This window comes from Deinococcus alpinitundrae, assembly GCF_009982895.1.
Lineage (GTDB): Bacteria > Deinococcota > Deinococci > Deinococcales > Deinococcaceae > Deinococcus > Deinococcus alpinitundrae.
In genome coordinates, this window is sequence record NZ_WXZL01000029.1 from 14,114 (window position 1) to 37,476 (window position 23,363).

The following is a 23,363-nucleotide window of genomic DNA, read 5'->3' on the forward strand; positions in this document are numbered from 1 at the left end:
CGTTTTGAAGGTCTGATGTCTGAGCGTGTGCACATGGTGCGTACCAGGTCGAGACGGACCCACCTGAAGAGTAAGCCTGCTACCATTACGCCATGCCCAGAACTGTGCTGATCCGTTTCGTTCCACCCGCACCGATCAAGACCAAGACCGGCAAGGCCACCACGCACGTGCGCGAGTGGGACGGCGAGAAGATGGCCGCGTTCCTGCAAGAGGGCTTGGAAATCTGGGCAGGCGACAAGCACCCGGACTTCGAGATGAGAGTGCTGGTGTCGCGTCAGGCGGAGATCCGCTTCGAGAATTGGAAGCCGGACAAGACCCAGGCCGAGGAGTTGCGCGCGGAGATTGGGGATGAGATCGCCCTGGTGATGGAAGGCATCGAGCCGGAAGACTACTTGAGCGAGTGAGATCCACAGATCATGCTCAGCGGGTGAAAGCAGTAGGAGGGTCGTTATTGTGACGAATTTGTCGGCCCGCGCGGCCGACAATGAGGGAGAAGATCAGGTGCGTGTCATCACTCACTTCAATTGGATCTCGTCTCATCAATTGCCGCTGGAGTGACCTGTTTATGACTACTGATCTTGTCCGTACCCCGACGCCGCCCATGGTGATCTCTGACAGCCGGGAGCTGGCTTCCCTCGACATTGTGGGGTTGATGCAGCTGGCCCTCGAAGCCCCCGATCTGGCCTCAGGCGTCGAGCCCACCCTCAACGAACTGATCGACCACACCGCTGCGGTGGGCGCCGCGTACTTTCAGGCCAAGGTCGAGGGGACCTCTGCGGCGCTGAACTATCACGTGCGCGCTGGTGCCGGCGAGTTGCCAAGCGCCTCTGGGATGCAGGCCATCGCCGCCCACGGTCTCCCTGCCCACACCCCACTCATGCGCGCCCTGTTGACCCGGCGGACACCGATGTTCTTCGACGATACCGCCGCTCAGCCTCAGACTGAAGGTTTTCCTGAACTGGGGGTTGTGAGCCTGGCCGCCGCACCGGTCGTGGGCAAACGCGGCGAACTCCTCGGCGCTTTTTTGATGCATACCTTCGTGCCGCATGTTTGGAGCGAAGCGGAAGTGAGGCTATTCAGCAGCGTTGCAGGCGCGATTGCCTCACTGATCGTGCGTCTGGCCGCTGAGGAACAAGCGAGCAACGCACGCGAAGCGGCGCTGCGGGCGTTGGGTTTGGCTCTCGAAGCGCGTGACCGGGAAACCCAGGGGCACACCGATCGGGTAGCCGAGATGGCCCTCCGGTTGGCTGAGCAACTCCAGCTCAGCACGGATGAGACGCAGTCGCTGCGCTGGGGCGCTTACTTGCACGACATTGGCAAGATCGCGATTGCCGATCAGATTCTGCACAAGCCCGGCAAACTCAGCGCCGAGGAATTCACGCTGATGCAGACCCACGCGGAGATCGGTCACCAGTTTGCCAGCGCATTGGGCTTTTTGCCGTCCGAGGCGCTGGCGGTGGTGTTACACCACCATGAACGCTGGGACGGTCAGGGGTACCCCGAACAACTGCGCGGGGAGGAGATTCATCTGCTTCCCAGGATTTTTGCCCTGTGCGACGTGTATGACGCGCTCATTAGCGAGCGGCCTTATAAACGGGCCTGGACACACGCTGAAGCGTGTGCTGAGATCGAAGCCCAGTCCGGCCGGCATTTTGATCCGCAGGTGGTCGGTGCCTTCTTCGCCCTTCCAGAACGGCACGACTGATTGACGCGGCTCTGCCGCCGTTCGCGTAAGGAGGTTGGAATAGTCTGGCCATGATCGCCTCTGAAGAGCGCGACCTGGTGCGCGAGTACGCCTACGGACAGTTGGGGCTGATGGTCGGCGGGTGGGCGGCATGAAGTTCATCGTCTTGCACCCGAGTGGCCAGTGCGAGGAGCGTGAGCTGCCCGCCGATTCCGGCAAGCGTCTGTAGGCCCTGCAAGCGGCGGTGGGCGGGGACATCGAGTATCTCAGCCCGGCCTTCCATGGCCTGCACAACCACGAGGTGATCATCAACGATGACGGTCACGAACGCTTGCCCCTGAATACCACCGGCAGTCTGGCGATCGGGATGGACCTGAAGGTCTGCCACCCGCTGTCCGGCCCCATCGTGCTGGTGCCGACTGAGGACGACCTGCAAGCCCAGCGGCAGGCGCAGGGACACTACTTCGGTCGGCTGGATGCGCTGGTCCTGGGCCTGAGCAGCGAGGAGGAAGCAGGGCTCGGCTTTGTGATCGACGCTCGGTAGGCCCGCATCTTTCGATGGACAACAGGTGCGTCTGCCCTGTTGTCCATTTTCAGTCCCCTCATTCTGAGCCCCCGAAAGCTTTGGGAGAATGACAACAATCGGTTCTTCATGACGAAGCGGTGTGCCGTGCTGACGGAGACTGGGGCAGAAGTTCAAGTGTGCTCCCTCACCCAACTTCATTTGAATCTCGTCCCAGGGACTACCGCGGGAGCCGCCCAAATATGACCACGCCTGAACCCGACCGCATACCCCTGCTGCTCAGCCCTGAGCGGCTGTACGAGAAAACAAGAGTTTTTATGGAGCTGACACGGAGCGAAGACAGCTTAGGACGCCGTATCGGACAAGTGGGACAGCGTGCCGCTGAGAAGCTGCGGCCGCGTCACCGTGCATCTCCTGGGGTCTGGCGTGGATGGTTTGATCGGGCCTGGGAACTTCATCTCCTCTCCCTCGAAATATCCAAAGATGATTACGAACAACAGTTAAGCCTGTACGAAAAAGTGCGGGACCTCGAAGGAGAGCTGCCGGGAGGAAAACTCTCTCCTTGACCTATCCTCTCTCCATGCCCCGCGCACAGCTCATTGACGCCAACACCGGCGAGATCCTGGACGACCTCGGCTGGTTCGAGACGGCCAACGAGGCCCGCAACGCCTGTGGGAAGTACGTCGAGCACATGCTGATCTGGGAGCGCAGCCCAGATGGGTTGTGGGTCGCCGAGGACGAAGACGAGGCGTACCACGTTGAAGCGGACCCACTCGAGGAGTGAACGAAAACTCCCGCACCACCGCTGAGGCAAACTGCAGGGGGCTTGTTTCAGACTGAGGGTGCTTTTGGCCCGCGCTGCTTCCCCAGTCCCACACTCCCCCCAAGACCAGCTTCGTTCATCACCCGGTTACGCCCCGCATTCTTCGCCTGATACAGCAACGCATCCGCACGTTCCAGGATCTGTGCCTGAGTCCCTTTACAGGCCACCAGACCACCCGAGAACGTGACCCCACTTGGCAACCCACACCGCCGCCCCACGTCTCTGGCCACCGCTTGATGCAGTCGCTCCGTCACCATGCCCACCGATGAAGCCGGGCAGTCGTTGAGCACGACCAGGAATTCCTCGCCGCCCAGCCGGTAAGTACGGTCCCCGGGCCGGAGTTGCTCACTCAAGACCTGCACCGTCTGCCGCAAGACCTGGTCACCCACCGCGTGACCATGAACATCATTGACCTGCTTGAAGTGATCGAGATCGAGCAGCAAGACGAAGGTGCCTGACGCGAAGTGGGTCTGGTCCGCTTCAAACTGACGCCGGTTGAAGGCACCCGTCAGGTTGTCGGTGAACGCCAGGCGTTGGAGCTTCTCGCTCGTGCCGATCAGACTGAACCGGGTGGCGGTGACGCCGTTGGCCAGGACCGTTCCCAGGGCGCTCATGCTGGCAAACAGCAGATAGATCGGCAGTGCCTCCAGGAAGGTCTTGCCCGTCGCCGCGAAGGCCCAGAAAGTCGTAAGGTTGGCCAGGCCGAAGATCACCGGCGGCATCCACCATGTCTGGGCCATCGGCAACTGCAGCGAAGAGCTGCTGGAGCTTCTGAGTGCCGAAGCGATCAGGACAACCAGCACGATACTGACCAGCGCCGGAACCACCGCAGGACCACCCAACTGCAGCCGGTAAAGCATCACGGGAAGCGCGACGAGAAACCCCATCCGCGGGCCGCTGCGCAAACTGACCAAAGCAATCGGTGCCGTTCTCAGATCGAAGAACAACCCTGGCGCGAGGGTGGCCGTGTGGGCCAGCAGGATCAGCGGTGTTGCCATTTTGATGGCGACCCGGAGGACGGTGTGCCAGATAGTACTCGCTTGCTCAGCGGTGTACGTCAAGCTCGTCAGGAAGGTCAAGCTGATGAGGAGGGCCAAGTTGATGGCCAGTTGATCGAGCGTGTTGAGCATGGTCCCTCCGAGTCAGTGGTTCTGCGGGCATAGTTGTCGTGCTGGTCTTACACGCTGCTGACACGAAGCTCGAGAAGACGAAGGCGAGCAAGCCCATCCGAATGAAGGCAACGCAAAAAGCCCCCGCTCCCGGCATCGGCCAAGGTGGGGGTTCTCGTCTGTTCTATCCTGAACCTATGCCCCGCGCAGCTGATCGTCTCGAACACCAGCGAGATCCTAGACGATCTCGGCTGGTTCGAGACGGCCAATGAGGCCCGCAGCGCCTGCGCCCGCCACGCTGAGTCCATGCGGCAAGTCAAGTCAAGACACCACACCTGCACAACCAAGCTACTCATGCGCTTTAGGCTCCGTTGAGGCTGCTGGCATCTGCCGCTCCGCAACCTGCTCGTGGTGCTGACGTTTGTCCTGGTACATGCGTTTGTCACCCAACCGGACAAGCTCTCCCAGGGTCATGGCTTCCGCCGGGTAGGTCGCGATTCCAGCACTCACATTCGCCCGGTCGAAACCGAGTGCACGAACCTCTCCCATGGCTTCCCGGACCCGCAGCAGCACCGCCTGGAGACCCTCAGGACCGGTGTGCGGCAAAACCGCGATGAACTCATCGCCCCCCACCCGGAACAGGAGGTCCTCACGCCGCAATGCCCCCTGCAGGGCGCGTGCAAAGCTTTGCAGGTACGGTCACCCTGTGCATGACCGCCCTGGTCATTGACTTCTTTCAGCCCATCCAGATCGAGACTCAGAATGCTCACCGAAAACAGGTGCCGCTTGCTGGCGTTGATCGCGGCGTCGAGCGTTTCATCGAAGGCGCGGCGGTTCCCAAGCCGGGTGAGCGGATCGGTCAGGGCGGCATCTCGCAAACGCTCCATGAAGCCCTGACGTTCATGTGACAACCGGACGCTGTGGCCCGCCGTGAGGAGGAGTTCGCGATCATTTGCAGACCAGGGCTTCGGATCCCCGACGCGGCCGAGCATCAGTGCCAGACCTCTACCCGGATCGCCTGCTGTCAATGGAATGAACGCCAGCGCCCGGACAGCCTCGTTGACCAACGCCTCGATCCGCATGGAGCTGTCCTGATATTGGTCGATAAACAAGGCCTCGTTTTGCTGAAGACTGTGCCAAGCGAGGCTTTGCGCTCGGGGAAGCCCCTGTTCCAGAAGGTCAACGAGCGCTGCGGACACCGCAGCGCTTCTGTAGTGCACCTGGTGGGTGACGACCTCACCGTCCACCTCGACCAGGACGGCGAGGTCCAGACCAGCTGGACCCGCCATGATCTCGGCCGCTTGCCGGGCAGTGTCGTACAGACTCATCGGGGTTTCGGTGAGCCGGGCGACCTGAACGAGGGCCCTGGAGAACCGTACGGCCTGGTCGAGCTCCTCAGAATGCTGTGCCCGCTGAGCCGCCTGCCTCAAGGTTCTGGTCGTGGCTTCCAGAAGCCCCCGTTCCCTGGCGGTCCGGGCTCTTGGTGAACCGAAGCGCACGGCGCTCAGCATCCCTCCCTGGACGCTCCGCAGCGCCATTCCGAAGCGCATCCGGATCTGGTCAGCTTGGGTCAACTGCGGGAGGCGTCTGGATCCAGGCCCGCTGAGGACCAGGGGATCGCCAGTGACATCGGGCTTCTGGGTGAGGTTGGCCCGGGCGTTTGCGTCATCGGCGCGTTTGTCGGCCAGAATCGCGCGCTCTTCCGCCACAGCCGCGCGTTCCTCCGCGTCATCAGCACGGCGTAAGGCCACCTGGAGCTGCGCCGTGACGTCGGCTTGCGGCGGAAGAGGGTTGACTGGGAATTCTGGAGGCTTCACGGCGCACTCTGCTGAAGCAGCTGGAGGAAGGCCTCGACCACCTGAGGATCGAAGTGGCTGCCCACCCCCGTCTGGATGTGTTCCAGCGCCCTCTCCCTGCTCCAGGCTTGGCGGTAGGGGCGGTCGCTGGTCAGGGCGTCATAGACGTCCACCACCGCGAACGCCCTGGCGGTCACCGGGATGTTCTGGCCTTTCAGACCTGCCGGATAGCCACTGCCGTCCCACTTCTCGTGGTGATACTGCGGGATGTCCAGTGCCGGACGCAGAAACTTGATCGGCGAGAGCAGCTTCACCGCGTACTCCGGGTGCTTTTTCATGAGGACCCACTCCTCGTCGGTGAGTGGCCCCGGTTTGAGCAGCACTGCATCTGGGATCCCCATCTTGCCGATGTCGTGCAGCAAGGCACCCCGCCGGACCTGGACGAGTTGCTCGGGCACGACCCCCAGCTGCCGACACAGCGCCACCGCCATCTCGGTCACGCGCCTGGAGTGCCCTTCGGTCTCCTTATCCCGCAGGTCGAGCGCGTGTGCCCAGCCCTCGATGGTCTCATCGTAGGCCAGCCGCAGCTCCAGGTTCTTGCGCTCCAGTTCGGTGAAGAGCTGGGCATTGTCCACCGCGATGGCCGCCTGGGCGGTCAGCATCTCGAAGGTCTCCAGCCACGCCGCCGAAGGTTCGAACGGTTCGCGGTGCAGCACCTCGATGACGCCCAGCACCTTGCCTTTGGACATGAGCGGCGCGCCGTAGTACGCCATCAGCCGCTCTCTGGTCAGCATTTCCCGCCACTCCGGTGGGACCAGGGTGCTTTGCAGGTCCGGCACATTCATGGCCTTGCGGCTCAGAACCACCTCACCGGCTAGACTGCTGCCTAGCCGTACCGCAGATCCCTGCAATGGCGTGGCAAAGCCCCAGGTGCCGGCGTACTCGAGGCTCAGGGTATCCGGATCGAGTAGCAGCAGGGTGACGGCGTCGGCACTGAGTTGCTGTGCGACGTTGTCCATGATCATGCTCAGCGTCACCGACAGTTCCTGCGTCGAGGCGATCGCCTGATCGATCTCCCGCAGGCCGGTAACGTGGCGCAGCTGTTGCTCGAGATGCTGATTGAGGCTACGAACCTGACCTTCGGCCGTCTGCAGCGCTGTGATGTCGCGCGTGATCTTGGCCAGTCCCACGGTTTCGCCGGCGGCATTCATGATTGCCGAGACCATCACGGCCACGGGGATCTGGCGGCCGTCTTTGGCAATCCTCAAGGAGTCGAACGCTTCGAGCCGCTCGCCCTGCACCACCTTGCTGAAGATCTGGGCACTCTCAGCGTGCAGTTCCGGCGGGATGATCAGGGTGATGGACTGACCGATGGCCTCAGCCGCCGTGTAGCCGTACAGCTGCGCGGCTCCAGCGTTCCACGAGCGGATGGTGTCACCCAAGTCCATCCCGACGATGGAGTCATGGCTGGCCTCGACGATGGAGGCCAGGAACGCCTGATCCTCCTCGGCAGCTTTGCGCTGGGTAATGTCGCGGACAACGCAATACAGCAGGGGGTCGTCGGCGAGGACCGCCGTGACCCATTCCAACCACACCACCGTCCCGTCCTTGCGTAGGTAGCGGTTTTGGAAAGCCGTCGCCGCTTGGCCTGCGGTGATGTTGCGGTGCTCAACCGTCGTTATGGTCCGGTCATCCGGATGGACGAAGTCATAGTAGAAGCGGCCGATCAGCTCTTCGGCGGTGTAGCTCAGCACGTGTTGGCATGCAGCGCTCATCGTGACGAAGCGCCCCTTGGCGTCGATCGAAGTGATCATGTCCAGCGATAGGTCCAGGGTGCGCTGCAGCTGGACCGCGGTCTGATGGTAGCGCGCCTCGTTTTCTGCCAGGACGCCTTGGGCCTGCTTCTCACGGGTGATGTCTTGAATCAACGTGGCCACACAGGCTTCTCCATCGATCGGCACGGCCACGAAGGATGTGAGTGTGTCCCATAACTGTCCCGACTTTTGACGGAACTGCATCTCCCGATTGCGGACCTTCACCTGGTCCTGGAGCAGGTTCCAGACTTCGGCCCGTTCTAGCGGCTTGACCCATAAACCCAGCTCGAGTGCGGTGCGCCCAATCACTTCCTCCCGGCTATAGCCGCTCTGGCGCAGAAACTCAGGGTTGACGTCGAGGTAGTGGCCGTCACTGACTCGGGAGACGACGATGGCGACCGGGGCGGCCTCAAAGATCTTGGTAAAGCGCTCCTCGCTGGACCGCTGCTCTTTTTGAGCCTGATGGTGCTCGGTGACGTCGTTCTGGAAGCCCAGGTAATGCGTCAGGGTGCCGGCAGCGTCGTGGACCGGACTGAGGCTGAGCTCGTTGTAGAACAGCGTGCCGTTCTTGCGGTAGTTGCGGAGGGTGACAGTCGTGCTGCGCTGCTCGGCCATCGCCTGCCGGATCTCCTGCACCCCCGGCTGGTTGCGGTCCGAACCCTGCAGAAAGCGGCAGTTGCGCCCGAGAAGCTCGTCAGCGGCGTAGCCGCTGAGTCGCTCGAAAGCCGGGTTGACGTACACGATCGGGTGATCGGATTGACGGGCGTCGGTCATGACGATGCCGACGCTGTACGCTGCGATGGCATGGCTTAGCAGCTGGGGGTCTGGTGCCGACGTAAGTCTGGGGGTCACGGTGTGCTCCTCGGTGATCGGCGCAGTTCAATTTCAAGTGGATAAACAGTCAGTTACATATTTACTTAGAAAAGGTTCGTTTGTGTAACACTTCCACCACTATGCACTAGTGTCTCCGGCCACATTGTTCAGGCGCGGTGCCCAAATCTCTGGTGTGATTTAAGGAGCGAGTTCGAGCACAGGAAAGCATCAAAGGCTGGGGTGGAGCGCGTCTTGGGGGCAGACGGTCCACAACACAAAAAGCCCCGGCTCCCGGCATCGGCCAGGGCGGGGGCTTCAACTTGTGGACTGGTGGCAGTCAACTGTGCTCACGTCATATCCGTTCAACTGCCAGCCCCGATTCTAGCTGTGCACTCAACAAGGCGGTGATCATTTCTGCTGGCTGAGGACGTCCAAGCAGGTAGCCCTGGACCTGATCGCAGCCTCGGCTTTTCAAGAAATCATGCTGCCCCTGCTCCTCGACCCCTTCAGCAATCACCTTCATGTCCAAAGCGTGCGCCAGGCCGATCATGGCATTCAGCAACGCTTCGTCCCGTGTCGCCATTGGACTGCCCTGCGCAATCACCTGAACAAACGAGCGGTCAATTTTCAACAGATCAATCGGGAAACGGCTCAAGTACGCCAAATTCGAATATCCAGTCCCGAAATCGTCGACCGCGATTTTCACACCCAATGTCTTGAGGCGCTTGAGCATCCCAGTCGCCTCGGCCGCCTGCATCAACAGACTTTCGGTCAGCTCCAGTTCCAGTTGGTGGGCCGGCAAGCCGCTGCACTTCAGAATCCCGGCCACATCCTCGAGAAAATGCTGATCCGTGAATTGCCGTGCCGAGACATTGACCGCCATCTTCAAGCGTGGCCTCAGCGCTGACCAGATGGCCATCTGCCGACTGGCCTGTTCAAGAACCCAACGGCCGATCGGCACGATTAGCCCCGTCATTTCCGCCAGCGGAATAAAGTCGTTGGGTGGCACCAGTCCGAGCTCGGTGTGCTGCCAGCGCAGCAGCGCTTCGACGCCTACCAATTCGCTGGTCTGAAGATCGAACTGAGGCTGATAGTGAAGCACGAATTCGTCGCGCTCCAGGGCGCGGTTGAGCGCACTTTCCAGCGTGATCGGCGCGGCACCTTTGGACATCTCCGGCGTGAACCGTGCCAGGCCACCCCCGCGCCGCTTGGCGACGTACATCGCCGTGTCCGCCTGCTGAAGCATTTCCTCAGGCGTCTGCCCTACCTTCAGAGGCAAGCTCAATCCCAGGCTGGGCCGGATGAAGATCTCCTGCCCCTGAACCATGAATGGTTGTTCGAGCACCTGGAGGATCTGAGCACTCCGTTGTTCGACCTGAGCTTCACTGCTCAAGCCTGCAAACATGAACAGGAACTCATCGCCGCCCATGCGTGCCAGACGATCTTGAGGCCGCAGTATTTTCGACAGTCGGCCAGCCACTTCCTGAAGGAGCCGGTCTCCTGCACCATGCCCGAAGGTGTCATTGACCAGCTTGAACCGGTCAAGATCGATCAAGCCCACCACGTGGAGCTGCCCTTCCTGAAAGCGCTGCATACCGAGTTCCAGATCACGGGAAAATTGCAGGCGGTTGGGAAGGCCAGTCAGTGAATCGTGCAGGGCCTGGTATTCCAGGTCGCGCTGGACATCGTATCGGTCGATGACCAGGTTGACCAACTGCGTTGCCGCGGTCAGCCGAAACTCATCATCTGCTTGAAGTGGTTCAGGCGAGGATGTCACCAGAGCAATCACTCCGCGCGCATTGCCTTGACTGCGGGTCAGCCGCTCGACATGGGCCGTCCACTGCGCGCTGCGGTCAGCAGTGTGCAGCGACACGGGCTTTTTAGCTGTGTCGCGCAGCATGACGTCAAGATTTTGGGGCGTCACCCAGGGGCTCTTGAGCGCTTCGCCTGATTGGAGATAAAGTTCGGGTTGCTCAGTCCCCGGTTCACTGAGCAGAATTGCGACTTGTGCCTGCGCGAACTCGTTTTCCACGAGGTTGAGTAACCTTGTCAGTACGTCCGGCAGTGCGACGTTACGCGCGGCCAGTTCAAGCACCTCGTTGCGTGTGCGCTCAAGCTGAAGCGCTGAAAGTTTGCGCTCAGTCACGTCACGCTGAATCGAAATCCAGTGGGTGTACCAGCCGTTGGCGTCCGCGACTGGTGCGATGCTCAGCTCGACCCAGAACGCACTTCCATCTTTGCGGTGGTTGACCAATTCGATTTCAATCGGTTGCCAGGCCTTCAGGGCGGCTTTCAGCTTCTTGAGCGCTTCCCGGTCTGTTTTCGGGCCTTGAAGGATTCGGGGGGACTGACCCAGAACGTCTTCCAGGGTGTAGCCGGTGGTGCGCGTAAACGCTTCATTGGCATACAGGATGCGTGGTCCGGGGGCATCCAGGGGCTCAGCCTCGGTGATCAGCACCGAGTCGTTGGCAAAGGCCAGCACCGACTCGAGCAGGCTGCGTTGCCGCTCAGCATGGAGCAGTTGCTGTTCACTGACCGTCATTTCGCGGGCCACGCCCACAAGCGCCTGCCCGTCAGGGTGGCCCAGCATGGGCGACGCCGTGAGCTCGAGCGAGCGGGCTGAGCCATCCAGCTGAACACGCTCGACGTGTTGCTGAGACTGACCTTGTACCGCCGTGTTCTCCCGCAGCGCTTGAAATGCGGCGCCGAGCTGAGCGTCCGGCAAGACTGCCGGCTTGGATGGATCGGAGACTGGCAATCCCAGGACTGTTGACGCCGTTGTATTCCAGCATTTGACCAGGCCTTCAAGGGTCAGGCTGTAAAGGCCGAGCGGCGCTGTTTGAACGACGGCGCTCAGTTGATCATGGGACGTCTGAAGACGTTGCTGTCGGGAGAGCGCAGTCACTTCCCGCTGAAGCAACACCACCAACCCACGAGCGAGATCAACGGCGCTTGATTCGTCTGCCCATACAGTGACGAATCCTTGGAGTGATTCAGTCGTGAACTGTTCCCTGGCCGCTCGTTTTTGGGCTATTGAGTGGTCTGTCCAGTGTAGATTGGGCTGGCCCGGCACGGATGTCAGGGTAAATTGCGCTTCACTGATTTTGAGCGAATGGCAATAATCTAAAAAGCAATCGTTTAGTAATTGGAGGGTGGTTTGATCGTAGATTAAGGCCATTACATTTCTTTTCTTGGATACGTCTTAGAGATAGAGTATTCGCAGCGGTCTGAGAGTATCGACTTTGTATTAGGACATACACTGTCTGACCTGAAACCAAAAGTCTTCACAAACTGAATTTAGCAATAAAGACATAACAGAAAAATTGCATGCGTAGCTTTTGATTCAAGAAGTGGGACCGAGAGGAAGAGAAGAAGGTGTGAAGGTCAGGGGAACGCTCAGCAAGTCGGGTCATCTTAAAAGGCAAATGAAAATGCCCTCTGGGGTTGCTCCCGAGGCAGCGCAGAGGGCATTGAGCTTACCTGGGCCAGATCACTTCCCTTCCCTACCTTCACCACTGCGCTCACCGATACCGGATGCCCGGCGTCGAGCTGCATCAGAATCAAGTCCTGATCGCCCAGCATCTCCGATGATAAAAAGCCCCCTGCACGACCGCCGAAGCGGGTGCAGGGGGCTTTGACTTGCGGACTTGTGGCGTTGAGCGAGACTCGCCCGTGACATTCGGTGGAGACACGCCCTCGGCATTTCGCGCAGGTAGGGAGTCAAAAGAAGTCATTTCTCTCATCTGGCGACTTCCAGGGCGTGCAGGTACCCGGTCATTTCCGGTCATTCCTCTCATGGAATCCCTGGGAAGATCACTTGGAGCTGGGACCGGCGCGGCGGCTAGGTGCTCGACAGTGACCGGGATTTGCCCGGGAAAAAACATGTCATTTCCAGTCATGCCGGGCGCTCCAGCTCCACAAACGGCTCTGCCGTGGCATTTTTAGGCATTGCCGCTGTAGGAGCCGGTGAAACCACTCAGGAAGTGTGTTGCCCGAGCTCTTGGGCGAGCCCGATGAGAATGCCTTCGGGCCCCCGGATGTAGCAGAGTCGATACGTATTTTCGTACTGAACCACCTCGCCGACGAGGTGTGCACCGCGCTTAACGAGCCTGGTGAGCGTGTCGTCAATGTCCTCGACGGTGAACATGACACGGAGGTAACCGAGCGCGTTCACCGGGGCATTGCGGTGATCGGCAACTACAGGCGGCGCGAGGAGTCGTGACAACTCGAGACGGCTGTGACCGTCTGGCGTGCGCATCATGGCAATTTCAACCCGCTGATGGTGAAGTCCAGTGACGCCATCTGCCCAGGCGCCTTCGATGGGGGCGCGCCCTTCGAGATTGAGGCCAAGTTCGGTAAAGAATTCAATGGCGGCCTCCAGGTCTTCAACCACGATGCCGACGTTATCCATACGCTTGACGGTCATGATCTCTCCTTTTCGCAACCAGGATAAGTTCGCACAAAAATCAGCCCACCCCCCTCTAAGGCGGCATAGCCCCCAGACTTACCCCCTTAGCAGCCCCAGCAGCCAGCTGAGCCACCCAGTAGATACCGGCTCAGGCTGCCTGCCTGCTGGGCAGAGGGGCTCGTGTGATGACTTCGACCCGCTCCACCGTTGAACCTCGCCGCCCATCGCTCGCTGCTGAGGCTGGTGATCACGATGATCAGCTGGTCGTGTGTCCCTTCTGCCTTGCCATCTAACGACAGCCAAGGAAGATCGACTTTCCCGCGCCCGGGCGGTCTGGGCGCTGTCTGAGGCGCTGGCCCGCGTGCTGCTCGAAGACGCCGCGCTGTAAAGCAAGAAAAACGCGGCGAAGAATAACGAAAGTTTGAGGCTCTTTTCTCGCGTCTGACCTGGCCTTGAGTCTGTCTGGGTACGGATTTTTCTTTTTTTCCTAACTTTCGCCTACCGGCGCACTTCGAGCGGCGAAGGGCGAAAGTCTGCACACAGGGAAGCCCCGTGCCTCTACAGGTCCATCCAGACGCGATATTTCGGGATTCTCCGACTGTTTTAAGTGTTCTGCTACTGCGAAAAGATGCACTCTGCATGGGGTTCCAGCGGGCGGCAGGGTGTGGCTCAAACGTGGAAAGTCTGGAAAAGATCGGAAAGTTTGAGGCTCTTTTCACCCTCTTGACCTGGCTTCGATCATGTCTGGGCGCAGCTTTCCTATTCTTTCCAACCGCTTGCCGGAGAGTGCGCCCCGGCTCCGACGAAGGAAGATGCTGGAATGCGGCCCACTGGCCCCACATCTGCCAGGTTTCGAGGCTGTGCAGGTGCGCCAATTCTTGCCATTTCGAGCCTGCGCTGACGTTCCCTCTAAGTGTTCCGTTACTGCGGAAACACCCAACGGTCATGGGGTTCCGGCGGGCGGCTAGACTCAGGCCATGAGCAGAGGACCGGGGCGGGTACAGCGGGCCATTCTGGACGTGCTGAGCGTTGCTGCGCTCGACACCTTCACCCTCTCCCTGCACGCCGGGACCAGCCAGGAAAGTACCCGGCGGGCGCTGCGGTCCCTACGACGGGCCGGCCGCGTGACCTGGCTGGGCTTCGCTGGCCGAGGTGGGGGAAAGTGGTGTTTACCGGAAGACGCAGCGCTGTATGACGTGTGGCCGGAAGCGTCACGGCGGAAGCTCGAAGGCGTGCTCGGGCGGCGCTCTTTCGCTTCCTTCCGGCGAATGATGGTGACGTGCCTGTGACGATCCTAGGCGTCGAGCACTGCGAACGCTTCACCTCATTTCTGACCCGCTGCACACTCGCTTAAGCGCCGCTGAGCGCGCCTTCCTCACGCTCCTGCACGTCTTCGCAGGGCTGCCGAAGAGCAGCGATGAAACGGTGTGTTTTCAATGTCAGGTTTTGTCAGGTTCTGACCGTGCTGGCCCGTGGGTTTTTCGCTGTCTGGGCGCAGCTTTTTTATGGGAGCGGATTTCTCTTTCTCTCTCCCGACTCTTTTAAACGTTAGGCCTCCCGTTCCATCGTCTCTCGACACTCCTGGGATGCGTCAGGCAGCGCTTCAGCGTCGGTCTCATCTGAGGTGGGAAGACCGATCGAGCGGGTCAGGCCATGGATCAGCAAGGCCACCTCCGCCAGGGCTTTGCTCACGCCAGAGGCGCGGTTCAGCGAGCGGCGCTCAACGTTCAGCGCAAACACATTGCTCACTTGCGACCGCTCCAGATAGCCCTGCCACGCCCAGGCCAGGTGCGGCTGGGCACTCGGGCGGACATACCCTGCCGCCAGTTCGGTGAGCAGCGGCGTCTCACCCGGTTCGAAGCCCAGTTGCCGGATCAGCACGTTGACCTCGCGCAGCCGGTCGAAACCCCAGTCACTCAGCAGTTTGTCCAGGTCCGCTCGCAGTAGGCGGCGTCGACTCTCCGGCGCGTGTATGGACGGGCAAGCTGGGATCCAGACGTCGAGGTACGCGCCCAGGTCGACGTTCGTCTGGCTGCCGGCACCCGCAGCCTGCTGGCCCAGCCGGATGGCCAGCAGGTGATTGACCTTCTCCGCCAGGCTTTTCCATCGGCGCTCCCCCTGCTCCAGTCCCCAGAGCGCTTGCACGATCGCGTTCGCTTCCCATCGCTCGACGGCCTGAGTGAACTCAGGTGGGACCGTTCGAGGGCCTGCGAACGGTTGCTGCACATAAGCCAGGGCAGCGTCTCCCTCGAGGGCTTGGCCGTCCTGAGCGGCCAAGCCCTGTGCCGCCTTGAGTTGAGACCGCTCGTACCGCTGTAAGCGGGTGGCGCGGCTGATCGCCGCACGCTCGGCCGTCTGTTGCCACTGGGTGATGGCCTTGGCTTCCTCAGTGCCCGGGTGGGTCTGTTCGAGCAACAACGCCAAGGCTTCGTGGGCCTCCTGGGCACTCAGCGCACGGGTTTGATACCGCTGCCATACGGCAGCGGCCGCTCGGTAAGGGGTGAGGGTGGGTATCTGGGCATCTGGGATCAAAGGATCACCTGTCAGGAGAACTTGGGAGGGGAAGGTTGTGAAGATTGGCATCAAAGTTGGCGTTCGCCGACCCAGTACTCGAAGTCACGACGGTTGATCGGGCTGGACTGCACTAACCCCAGGCGGCAGAGGCGACCCAGGTACACCGAACACGCTTTGAGGCCCAGACCGGTTTCGTCCGCGACCTCGCGGGCCCGCATGGGGATGCCCGGCAGGTCCTGGAGCACGAGGTGGATCTGGTGCATCTGGCTCCCCGGTCTCAGGTGGGGAGCCGGGGTGCCTGGGGTGCGTTGAGGGTTGACCGGACGGGGCGCAGGGTTGACGGGAGGGGGCGGAGTCCACTCGCCGCACCAGTACGCAGACCGGCGCGGGGTGAGCTTGCAGGCGTTGATCCGTTGCTGGCAGTGAAGCTGGCGCAGCGCTTCGGAGCACACCCAGGCGGGCAAGCCCAGGTGCTGAGCAACCTCACCCGTAGACCAGGGGCGACCGGGCTGCGTCTGCAGGGCGTGATGAATCTGCGCCCGGTGAAGAACGGTGCGTGCTCGTGCTGTGGGCATCCGCTCGGCTGGACAGTCTCCGACCCAGTACACCGCTTCTGAACGACTGAGACGATGGACCTGCACCAGACCCCTGGCACAGAGGGCGGTCAAATACGTGGAACAGACGTTGGAAGCCAAGCCCAGCTCGGCCGCCACCGTTCTGGTCCACTGGGGCACACCGGGGTGGCGGCGAAGGACCTGGTAGACCCGGTCCAGCCGGGTGCCGGGAGTCAGCGGTGGGGCGGGCTGCTGCTGCTGGTCATTCATGAGCAGACTCCATCGGCGAGCGCTCGGAGGGCTTGAAAGCCCGTCCCTTCTCCGGGAGGCTTCACGGGCCGTCATGGATCGAACCGCCGCACCCGGGCCGCGATCTCGCCCACGTTCTCCGGAGGTAGGAATTCTTCGAGCACGGTGAACAGGTCTTCCAGCCAACTTCTCGCGTACTCGGTGACTTTGATGTCGAGCTTGATCGGGGCGTAATCGCCGTCCATCTTGGCGAGTTCCACCGCCGCACGGGTGCGCTCAGCGACTGGGATTGGCGTTCTGATGAAGTCCAGTTCCTTGCCGCCCGTCGCGATGTCCTTGAGCTGATCGCGCAGGACCTGGGTCAGATACTCGCGGCGCTCCTGGGCCGTCGCCACCTGAGAAGAAGCGTGGACTCTGGCAAGTTCCTGAAGCCGTGACTTGACCATGTCGGTTGATAGCAGGCGACTCCCCGTGCTTTGGGCAGATCTCGCGGTGTAGCCAGCCTTCATCGCCGCCTCCGTCGCGTTGGCCTTCGCGAAGTAGGCGACGCAGAACTTCTCCATCCGTGCCGCGCTGTCAGATTTCTGCCCGGTAGGGGCGCGAGAACTTTTGGGTTTCTTCGATGTCAGCATCATTCACCTCCTCTTGGTACGTCAAAGCCCGAGCCTCGCTGTTGTGGGTGCTGAGGCTGGGGGAAGGGATCTCCTCCTCTCCCTGTGGGAGACCGGCGAAGAGATCTCCTCGAGCGCAGCCCTCGGCCACGCCGGGGTACGGGCCGACAAACAATGCCTCAGGTTCATGGCTATGATCGAGGCAACACGGCCAGCATCCAGGAGAAAGTGAGGGCAAGAATGATGACGCGATACCAGGCAGCCAATCTCGATGTGCAACTCCGGAGCGTTCAGGATGCCGATCTCGATGTCTTGTTTGCCCACCAGCAGGACCCTCAGGCTCGATACCTGGCCGCTTTTGTTTCGGAAGATCCATTCGACCGTGCGGCCTTTGATGGTCACTGGCAGCGCATCCGCAACAACCCTTCGGTCAGCGCTTTCGCGATTCTGGTTGACGGGAAGGTCGCCGGAGAGATTGGAGCCTTTGACCGCGATGGGGACCGCGAGGTGACGTACTGGATTGATCAGGCATTTTGGGGCCGTGGTGTGGCAACAACCGCACTGAATCAACTCCTCTTGCTTGAGAGACAGCGGCCTCTGCATGGACGCGTTGTGGCTGACAATGTCGCCTCTCAGCGCGTTTTGAAGAAGTGTGGATTCGCCGAATATGACCGAGCGCGTGGTTATGCGAACGGACGAGGTGAAGAAGTGGTCGAGATTCTCTTCCGGCTTGACGATTGATCGGCATCAGCGGAAAAGCCGTTGCCCTTCGGCGATACCGAGAGCGGCTTGGAGGAACTTCCGGTGCTTCGGAGCGAGGGCCGCACCCAACTCCTCGGCAGTCTTGGATGGCTTGTCAGACATGAGTACGAACACCTCCTTTAGGCTGAGGAGTGGATAAAGACGCGAAGGTGTACACCATAAGGAGCAAAGCCGTGACTTGGCAAAGATCAGGCATGGACATTGGCTCGACAGAGCAATACTTCGTCTCTGTCAATGGTGTCGGGAAGTACGTCTTTGATCTTGAAGATCAAGCAGCTAAGCAAAATAGGGTACGGTGAGGGCATCTCGGACGTGACCTGCCCGAATTGTGAATGCCTCCAAGCGCCCATCTGCGAATTGGAAGTGCGGCTCGCGCAGTCCGGTCAGACTTACGATCAGCCCACAGCTAAAACCAAGTTTGGCAAAAGAAGCCCAAGGGGGACGCTAGAAAGGCGTTCCATCTCCTGGTAGATAAGTGAAATCTAGAAACCACGTTGAAGTGTCTTTGCTTACAAGGGTCTAGGTAGCATTTTTATAAGGACATCCTTCTTCCTCGACTTTCTTTCATGCTGAGTTGTTACCCTTCACCTTCCTATACATGAGGACTCGCGGGGATTTGTTCGGAGCTTTCAACGTCTAGACGTCGAAGGCCCTCAGGAGATGGTTATGGGAATCCAAAAACGCAACCTGTTTATGAGCTTGAGGTTGAAGTTGCTACTGTCGTTTTCCCTGATTTTCACTCTGGTATTCACTGCCATATTCTGGTGGTTTTATACCTTCTCGACCCATACAGCTAGAGCCCAGCTAGATGATTACGTTCAAGCATACCTCGCGGCTACTGCATCAGGCATCAATGGAGACGACTTCGAGAAACTATTGCGCTTTCCTGCTGGCTCTGCACCTGACAGCCCGATCTACCGGCGACAACAGGCATGGCTGGAAGGACTGCACACTATTGAACCGGATGAAGTGTCATATACCGTCTTGCCGAAGAGCCGCACCGAGTATCAAATAGTCGGTGATCCACTTAGAAAGACTGATCCGAAGCACGCCACGATCTTCATGAAGACGTATAAGCTCTCGGAACTCAAAGCCCCACCCAGTGACGGCGGTACGAACCTCACGCCCTATAAGGACAGCAACGGCGCTGTTACTGTAACGGGCTCCAAGGCAATAACAAATTCTAAGGGAGACATGGTGGGCGGTATAGGCGTGATATTCAATATGACCCACGTCCAAAAGGTTCAGCAGGCGATCAAAGATCAGATCTGGCTAGTCTTCCTGGTCAGTTACATGGTAACGTTTACTTTCGTATACTTTGTTTCCACGCTGTTGACCCAGCCGATTGGCCGCTTGACGAGCATGGCTTCCCGCGTGGGCCATGGCGACTACACGAGTAACTTCGCTGAATTCGAACGTTCTCAGCTGCGCGATGAAATCAGCACGTTGGGCGCCGTCTTCGCACAGATGGTGGAACAGGTTCATAAACGTGAGCAAACCCTAAAACATGAAGTGCAAAGCCTGCGTATTGAGATTGACGGCGCCCGAAAAGCTAAGGAAGTCAAGGAGATCGTGGAGACGGACAACTTCCGTAATTTGAAAGACAAAGCAAAGGAGATGCGTAGCCGGGCGCAAGGCGCAGGTCGCACCTTGATTCCTGAGGGTTAAAAGTAGCAAAGAGAAAAGGGAACGCCCGGATTCGAACCGGATCAGGCTTTGGCACTCGCTATCACTGCTCGGTGCTGTTGCCATTCCGCCTGGATTCCCAAACTGCAGCTCAGTCCTCACCGTCGCCCGTGCCCAGGCTGCTGCCGGGCGGGGTCTACTCTGCTGAAACGGGACGGCTACGACGCCGGCCAGTTCGCCTTCGCCTCTTTCGCCTTGCGGGTATTGGTGTTGATGGGACTCCAACCAGTGCTTCTTGCGGGGACTAACATATGGCCATGAGCGAGGAATCGAGCTTCAAAGCTGCCGTGGAGATTGCCCTTGCCAAGAAAGGAATCACAGTTGATGACCTTTCAACCAGAATGGGAACGCACAAAAATATGCTGATTAGACTCATTAACGAGGAGCACTCGATCAACCCCAGTCCGTTATTGCCCCGTCTCCTTGAGGCGTTGGACATAGAAATAGAAATCATTTACCGGGTGAAGTAAGCCTCGACGAACCTGCGGTGGCGCGGCTGCAGAACCGCACCCAGCTCTTCGGCAGTCTTGGATGGCTTGTCAGACATGAGTGCGAACACCTCCTTTGGTAGGGTGAGGAATGGAAAATCAGGAATTTATATCTCTACTTCAAGTCGATGAACATGCTTCGGACCAACTGAAGCAACTCTTAAATTTGGGGGCACGACTAGAAATTGACGACGACACCCAAGAGGTCGTGGTAAAAGGCCCTCACGTAGGAGAATTAATAGAGCAGGAGTACGAACTCACGCGACAGAAATTAGCATCACTCAATAATGAGGCCAGTCGCAGGAAAACGGCTTACCTTTTGCTACTCAATGCCCATCGAGCTTACTTGGGCCTCGCGCTAGCTGAAGACATCACTCTGAGAAATCCGTAGGTTCATGCGGTTATGAAAAAAGCGCCCACTTAGGGCGCTTATGCTTTTTCCGACCACGGGTTGAACTTTATCAAATCATAACGAAAAACTCGCAGTCTAATCAAGCCCCCCAGATCGCATTGCCGAGCGACAAAGCGGCAGGTAGTGGGTTGCCGCCTCATCACCAAACGTCGCAGCCAAAGTCAGTAGGGCCACCCCGATAGCTGCAGAACGCTGACGTGGGGACGCCCAGCCGCCATCACGCAGCAGGCTGGCTGGGCCGCTGCCATGTCGAAGCTTATGCAACACCTGCCCGACTTGGCGCTGCTCGGGCACGGGCGAACGCTCCCACTCGCTGATCTTGTCGGCGAGACGGCCTTCGTAGATCTCGCCAGCCGGTGTGTTCAGCACCCTGGAGTCGGCGACTCCAGCTTCACCCAGGGTCGAGAAGTCGGGATCAGGGCGGAAAGCGGCGTAGTTCATTTTCGGGAGCCGCACGGTGGCCGCTCGGGTTTCCCAGTTGCGGATGATCTTGAGCCATGCTTCGGCGTGCTCACGCGCCAGCTGACCCTGGCTGGCAAGCTTGATGCCGCGCGACTTGGCCACATAGCGACGGCGCTGTTTGGGTTGTGTCATTAGGTGGGCCTCCAGGGTCAGGGTCATGATTTGTCTTTCAGCGCTTTGCGCTTGCGCCGGGTCAGCTTGCGGCCCTTGCTCGGCTTGACTGGCGGTAAAGGCTCGACGACCAGGCGGGCTCGAGCTTCCAGGGTCTTCCGGCGCTTCTGCACGTCGAGGGTGTGCCGGGTCGTGAGTGGCCAGCGCTCAGCGAAGCTGGTCATGCGAGCCGCCCACCGCCGACCGCGTCCATGAGGAAGTCGCTCAAGAACTGCCAGTAGGGCATGTGGCCATTGCTGGGCAGGATGCGGACCCACCACGTCGATTGCCCATTCCAGCGGTGGGCGATGACCGGCAACTTGTCCGGTCCCGCGTCCCGTCTGGCCTGTGCCTCCCACGTTTTGATCTGGGCAGGGCTGAACATTTTGCAGTCGGCCATGCGCTTCACTTCAAAGTGAATCCAGGCCAGCGCCTCGCAGCGCACGTCTGGCGAGTTTGCACCGCCCGCGTGCTGCTGGCCTCGTGTGGCAGGGAACCCGGCGTCAGTCAGAGCACGGGTGAACTCGCGCTCGCCATCGGCTCCTTTGCGCCTGGAGTTGACAGGCTTCTTCTTGAGAGTAGACTCGTCTTTGCCTCTGTTTGAGCGCGACGCGACGCTGCTCACGGAGGCTTTTTGCTGCCGTGTCATGGCGTACCCCCCTCAGTCACGGCCGACACCAGCACGTCTGCTGGATCGCAGTCTTGAGCAGCTTCCCGAACTCGGCTCAGGTTCGAGCGGACGTAGGCCCTGACCGCGTCCTCGTCATCAGGGTCAATCCGATCCGGCAGAGAGACACGGATATTCCAGATCTCGACGATTGCGACGGCGCTCACGGCTGCGCCTCAGCTGTTGTAGACTCGCCGCTGTCTCCGCTTGAGCGCCCAGCAGTGCTCGCGGAGGCGATTTGTTGCCGCGTCATGATCTGACCTGAGCCGTGTAGGCTAAGCGGTAGGAAGGTTAGGCTACGCGGCAGGAAGGTGCAGTGTATGGACGAAAAACCGATGTACCTCATTGACGGGCTGTTGGTGCACGGTCTTCCAGCCACACGGGAAGACGCCACAGAGGACCTCGACGACGCCGTCAGAAACGCGGCGAAGTTCTGGAACGTGACGGTGAGCGAGTTGCTGGTCCTCAAAGAAGTGGCGATCGCCATCAGCGGAATCGTGCAGGAAATGGCGTTCATGGTCATTCCGAAGTCCCGTGTGTCGGCGATCTGCCTTCCGCCGTACTCGGCTCGGACGGGCCTTGAGTTCTTGAAACAGAAAGGCTTGGCCCCGGAGATACCACTCTCTCCAGTGGGCGCCGCAGACCGTCTGGAGGAACTCGCGAAGATCCTCCCAGGTGTCCCGACAAGAGCAGAACTGGACAGAGTAAAAGCGGGCGCAGATGCGGCCAAAGCCCGAAGGAAGTCGAGGACATCGTGACGGGCGCTGCCCAGCGGGGCTTTTCTTCCTGCACTGGCCGCGCCTCCGCCGGGCTGACATAGCGCGAAGGTGGGGTGAGACGGGGGATTTCGCTGGGCTGGACTATGGCATTTTTCTGCATGGTCCCGATGTCATTTGGTGTCATGGTTTCAAGCCTCCAGGTCGACGAGCCTGCGCTTGCTGGCCCGGTTGAGAAAGACGATGGCGAGCACGACCAGGTGGAAGTCCTCGCTGGCCCGGTAGTGGAATTGCGGCAGCGCGTTCGGTGGGCTATCGGCCTTGTCCCAAAAGCGTCAGGCCACCTCCTTAGGCTGTTGGTATGAGCGCAGGTGCGGTGGCCGGACTGGGGGGCATCGGCGCAGCCATGGCCATATTCGGCGGCCTGTTCATCTGGGCGCTGCGCCGGGGAGTTCAGGAACGTGCCAGGGCGTTGCAGGCGGCTGGATCCATCCGGCGATTTGCCCGTGCCCAGGGCTGGACCTTTTCCGAGCCTGCTGGCGCCGTGCTGTGGCGGGTATCGCACGGCGGCTGGGAACTCAAGTGGTCTGAGGGAGACAGCGACAATGCGGCCAGCTTGACGTTCACCGCGGCGTGGCCCGCTCCAGACCGCTTGCCAGTGGTCATTCTGAGCCGCCAAGCCCTGGGAAACTGGCAGGGGCCCGGTGGAAAGGTGAGCCTGACCCTGGCCACTCTTCTGATGACGGCGCTGTGGCCGGAACAAGGCCGCAAAGTCCAAACCATTAAAAAGCTGCTCCAGACGCAGCCGCTGCCGCTGACTGGCGCGTGGCTGCTCCTGGGGGCCACGCCAGCTCAGAAGCGACAGCTTGAGCAGTCGGGCGCGGCTGAAGCGCTGCGGGTCTTGCCTGCCACCGATCAGGCCTGGCAGCGCTGCTCGGCTGGCTGGAATGCCCGGGGCGTCCAGATCACGGTGCCAGAACCCACGGTGTCTGTAGCACTCGTTGCGCAGGTCGTTCGCCTGGGTGGAATGAACCCCCTCGAGCGGACCAACGGCCAAGCCACTTCGCCCAGACCAGCCGCTAGGCTGCTCACAGCGCGAAGGAGCCTCAATGCCAGGACGCA

At 60.2% G+C, this 23,363-nt stretch carries 21 protein-coding genes and 1 pseudogene; 11 read left to right on the forward strand and 11 right to left on the reverse strand.

Going from position 1 to position 23,363, the window contains the following annotated elements; translation table 11 throughout:
* Positions 1-92: 92 nt before the first annotated feature.
* The 5 genes from GUI70_RS18950 to GUI70_RS18970 all read left to right on the forward strand — a co-directional run bounded on the left by GUI70_RS18950 (position 93) and on the right by GUI70_RS18970 (position 2,991).
* A complete protein-coding gene (locus tag GUI70_RS18950) occupies positions 93-404 on the forward strand; it encodes a hypothetical protein (protein ID WP_161883882.1) in 312 nt (103 codons plus the stop codon).
* Positions 405-565: 161 nt separating this feature from the next.
* Positions 566-1,705: an HD domain-containing phosphohydrolase gene (locus tag GUI70_RS18955; protein ID WP_237725037.1), complete on the forward strand. Its 1,140-nt coding sequence runs from the start codon at positions 566-568 to the stop codon at positions 1,703-1,705.
* A 223-nt stretch (positions 1,706-1,928) separates the two neighbouring features.
* Positions 1,929-2,228, forward strand: a complete 300-nt coding sequence (locus GUI70_RS18960; protein WP_161883883.1) for a hypothetical protein — start codon at positions 1,929-1,931, stop codon at positions 2,226-2,228.
* Between the two features lie 221 nt (positions 2,229-2,449).
* Entirely contained in the window at positions 2,450-2,773 is a 324-nt protein-coding gene (locus GUI70_RS18965) for a hypothetical protein (RefSeq protein WP_161883884.1), read from the forward strand.
* 14 nt (positions 2,774-2,787) lie between these two features.
* Positions 2,788-2,991 (forward strand): hypothetical protein, encoded by a 204-nt coding sequence (locus GUI70_RS18970; protein ID WP_161883885.1) that lies wholly within the window; start codon positions 2,788-2,790, stop codon positions 2,989-2,991.
* A gap of 47 nt (positions 2,992-3,038) precedes the next feature.
* Here the strand turns inward: GUI70_RS18970 and GUI70_RS18975 are convergent, their stop codons facing one another.
* From GUI70_RS18975 to GUI70_RS19000, 5 genes and pseudogenes are all read right to left on the reverse strand, one after another.
* A complete protein-coding gene (locus GUI70_RS18975) occupies positions 3,039-4,160 on the reverse strand; it encodes a diguanylate cyclase (RefSeq protein ID WP_161883886.1) in 1,122 nt (373 codons plus the stop codon).
* Positions 4,161-4,487: 327 nt separating this feature from the next.
* Positions 4,488-5,689: pseudogene (locus tag GUI70_RS18985) on the reverse strand (GGDEF domain-containing protein).
* 263 nt (positions 5,690-5,952) lie between these two features.
* Positions 5,953-8,601, reverse strand: coding sequence for a PAS domain S-box protein (locus tag GUI70_RS18990; protein WP_161883889.1), 2,649 nt, complete (start codon positions 8,599-8,601; stop codon positions 5,953-5,955).
* A gap of 313 nt (positions 8,602-8,914) precedes the next feature.
* Positions 8,915-11,740, reverse strand: coding sequence for a bifunctional diguanylate cyclase/phosphodiesterase (locus GUI70_RS18995; protein WP_161883890.1), 2,826 nt, complete (start codon positions 11,738-11,740; stop codon positions 8,915-8,917).
* 798 nt (positions 11,741-12,538) lie between these two features.
* Positions 12,539-12,988 carry a VOC family protein gene (locus tag GUI70_RS19000; RefSeq protein ID WP_161883891.1) on the reverse strand — a complete coding sequence of 150 codons (450 nt, stop codon included), beginning with the start codon at positions 12,986-12,988 and terminating at the stop codon, positions 12,539-12,541.
* 959 nt (positions 12,989-13,947) lie between these two features.
* On the opposite strand from GUI70_RS19000, the gene GUI70_RS19005 reads away from it, so the two are divergent.
* The gene (locus tag GUI70_RS19005; RefSeq protein ID WP_161883892.1) at positions 13,948-14,259 is read left to right on the forward strand and encodes a hypothetical protein; all 312 of its coding nucleotides are present in this window, start codon (positions 13,948-13,950) and stop codon (positions 14,257-14,259) included.
* Between the two features lie 259 nt (positions 14,260-14,518).
* Here the strand turns inward: GUI70_RS19005 and GUI70_RS19010 are convergent, their stop codons facing one another.
* From GUI70_RS19010 to GUI70_RS19020, 3 genes are all read right to left on the reverse strand, one after another.
* Positions 14,519-15,502 (reverse strand): hypothetical protein, encoded by a 984-nt coding sequence (locus tag GUI70_RS19010; protein WP_161883893.1) that lies wholly within the window; start codon positions 15,500-15,502, stop codon positions 14,519-14,521.
* Positions 15,503-15,552: 50 nt separating this feature from the next.
* A complete protein-coding gene (locus GUI70_RS19015; RefSeq protein WP_161883894.1) occupies positions 15,553-16,308 on the reverse strand; it encodes a winged helix-turn-helix domain-containing protein in 756 nt (251 codons plus the stop codon).
* Positions 16,309-16,379: 71 nt separating this feature from the next.
* Positions 16,380-16,922, reverse strand: coding sequence for a terminase small subunit (locus tag GUI70_RS19020; RefSeq protein WP_161883895.1), 543 nt, complete (start codon positions 16,920-16,922; stop codon positions 16,380-16,382).
* A gap of 216 nt (positions 16,923-17,138) precedes the next feature.
* Here GUI70_RS19020 and GUI70_RS19025 point away from each other — a divergent pair, with 216 nt between their 5' ends.
* From GUI70_RS19025 to GUI70_RS19035, 3 genes are all read left to right on the forward strand, one after another.
* A complete protein-coding gene (locus tag GUI70_RS19025; protein ID WP_202630523.1) occupies positions 17,139-17,639 on the forward strand; it encodes a GNAT family N-acetyltransferase in 501 nt (166 codons plus the stop codon).
* A 687-nt stretch (positions 17,640-18,326) separates the two neighbouring features.
* Entirely contained in the window at positions 18,327-19,328 is a 1,002-nt protein-coding gene (locus GUI70_RS19030; RefSeq protein ID WP_161883896.1) for a HAMP domain-containing protein, read from the forward strand.
* A gap of 275 nt (positions 19,329-19,603) precedes the next feature.
* The gene (locus GUI70_RS19035) at positions 19,604-19,816 is read left to right on the forward strand and encodes a helix-turn-helix domain-containing protein (protein WP_161883897.1); all 213 of its coding nucleotides are present in this window, start codon (positions 19,604-19,606) and stop codon (positions 19,814-19,816) included.
* A 505-nt stretch (positions 19,817-20,321) separates the two neighbouring features.
* On the opposite strand, the gene GUI70_RS19040 is transcribed toward GUI70_RS19035, so the two are convergent.
* The 3 genes from GUI70_RS19040 to GUI70_RS19050 are packed head-to-tail and all read right to left on the reverse strand — an operon-like array spanning position 20,322 to position 21,483.
* On the reverse strand, positions 20,322-20,867 hold the full coding sequence (locus tag GUI70_RS19040) for a hypothetical protein (RefSeq protein WP_161883898.1): 546 nt from the start codon (positions 20,865-20,867) through the stop codon (positions 20,322-20,324).
* Positions 20,864-21,043, reverse strand: coding sequence for a hypothetical protein (locus GUI70_RS19045; RefSeq protein ID WP_161883899.1), 180 nt, complete (start codon positions 21,041-21,043; stop codon positions 20,864-20,866). The genes GUI70_RS19040 and GUI70_RS19045 overlap by 4 nt, the downstream gene beginning before the upstream one ends.
* Positions 21,040-21,483, reverse strand: coding sequence for a hypothetical protein (locus GUI70_RS19050; protein ID WP_161883900.1), 444 nt, complete (start codon positions 21,481-21,483; stop codon positions 21,040-21,042). Before GUI70_RS19050 ends, GUI70_RS19045 begins: the two co-directional genes overlap by 4 nt.
* A gap of 362 nt (positions 21,484-21,845) precedes the next feature.
* Here GUI70_RS19050 and GUI70_RS19055 point away from each other — a divergent pair, with 362 nt between their 5' ends.
* Both GUI70_RS19055 and GUI70_RS19060 read left to right on the forward strand, forming a co-directional pair.
* Positions 21,846-22,283 (forward strand): hypothetical protein, encoded by a 438-nt coding sequence (locus tag GUI70_RS19055; protein WP_161883901.1) that lies wholly within the window; start codon positions 21,846-21,848, stop codon positions 22,281-22,283.
* Between the two features lie 319 nt (positions 22,284-22,602).
* A partial coding sequence (locus tag GUI70_RS19060; RefSeq protein ID WP_161883902.1) for a hypothetical protein occupies positions 22,603-23,363 on the forward strand: 761 nt, incomplete at its 3' end.

Bases quoted from the DNA above. Each gene is read 5' to 3' on its own strand.
- GUI70_RS19025 (WP_202630523.1), top strand. From the start codon at position 17,139: ATGATGACGCGATACCAGGCAGCCAATCTCGATGTGCAACTCCGGAGC.
- GUI70_RS18950 (WP_161883882.1), top strand. From the start codon at position 93: ATGCCCAGAACTGTGCTGATCCGTTTCGTTCCACCCGCACCGATCAAG.
- GUI70_RS18955 (WP_237725037.1), top strand. From the start codon at position 566: ATGACTACTGATCTTGTCCGTACCCCGACGCCGCCCATGGTGATCTCT.
- GUI70_RS19000 (WP_161883891.1), bottom strand. From the start codon at position 12,988: ATGACCGTCAAGCGTATGGATAACGTCGGCATCGTGGTTGAAGACCTG.
- GUI70_RS19020 (WP_161883895.1), bottom strand. From the start codon at position 16,922: ATGATGCTGACATCGAAGAAACCCAAAAGTTCTCGCGCCCCTACCGGG.
- GUI70_RS18995 (WP_161883890.1), bottom strand. From the start codon at position 11,740: ATGGCCTTAATCTACGATCAAACCACCCTCCAATTACTAAACGATTGC.
- GUI70_RS19035 (WP_161883897.1), top strand. From the start codon at position 19,604: ATGAGCGAGGAATCGAGCTTCAAAGCTGCCGTGGAGATTGCCCTTGCC.
- GUI70_RS19045 (WP_161883899.1), bottom strand. From the start codon at position 21,043: ATGACCAGCTTCGCTGAGCGCTGGCCACTCACGACCCGGCACACCCTC.
- GUI70_RS18970 (WP_161883885.1), top strand. From the start codon at position 2,788: ATGCCCCGCGCACAGCTCATTGACGCCAACACCGGCGAGATCCTGGAC.
- GUI70_RS18965 (WP_161883884.1), top strand. From the start codon at position 2,450: ATGACCACGCCTGAACCCGACCGCATACCCCTGCTGCTCAGCCCTGAG.
- GUI70_RS19015 (WP_161883894.1), bottom strand. From the start codon at position 16,308: ATGAATGACCAGCAGCAGCAGCCCGCCCCACCGCTGACTCCCGGCACC.
- GUI70_RS19005 (WP_161883892.1), top strand. From the start codon at position 13,948: ATGAGCAGAGGACCGGGGCGGGTACAGCGGGCCATTCTGGACGTGCTG.
- GUI70_RS18975 (WP_161883886.1), bottom strand. From the start codon at position 4,160: ATGCTCAACACGCTCGATCAACTGGCCATCAACTTGGCCCTCCTCATC.
- GUI70_RS19055 (WP_161883901.1), top strand. From the start codon at position 21,846: ATGGACGAAAAACCGATGTACCTCATTGACGGGCTGTTGGTGCACGGT.
- GUI70_RS19040 (WP_161883898.1), bottom strand. From the start codon at position 20,867: ATGACCCTGACCCTGGAGGCCCACCTAATGACACAACCCAAACAGCGC.
- GUI70_RS19030 (WP_161883896.1), top strand. From the start codon at position 18,327: ATGGGAATCCAAAAACGCAACCTGTTTATGAGCTTGAGGTTGAAGTTG.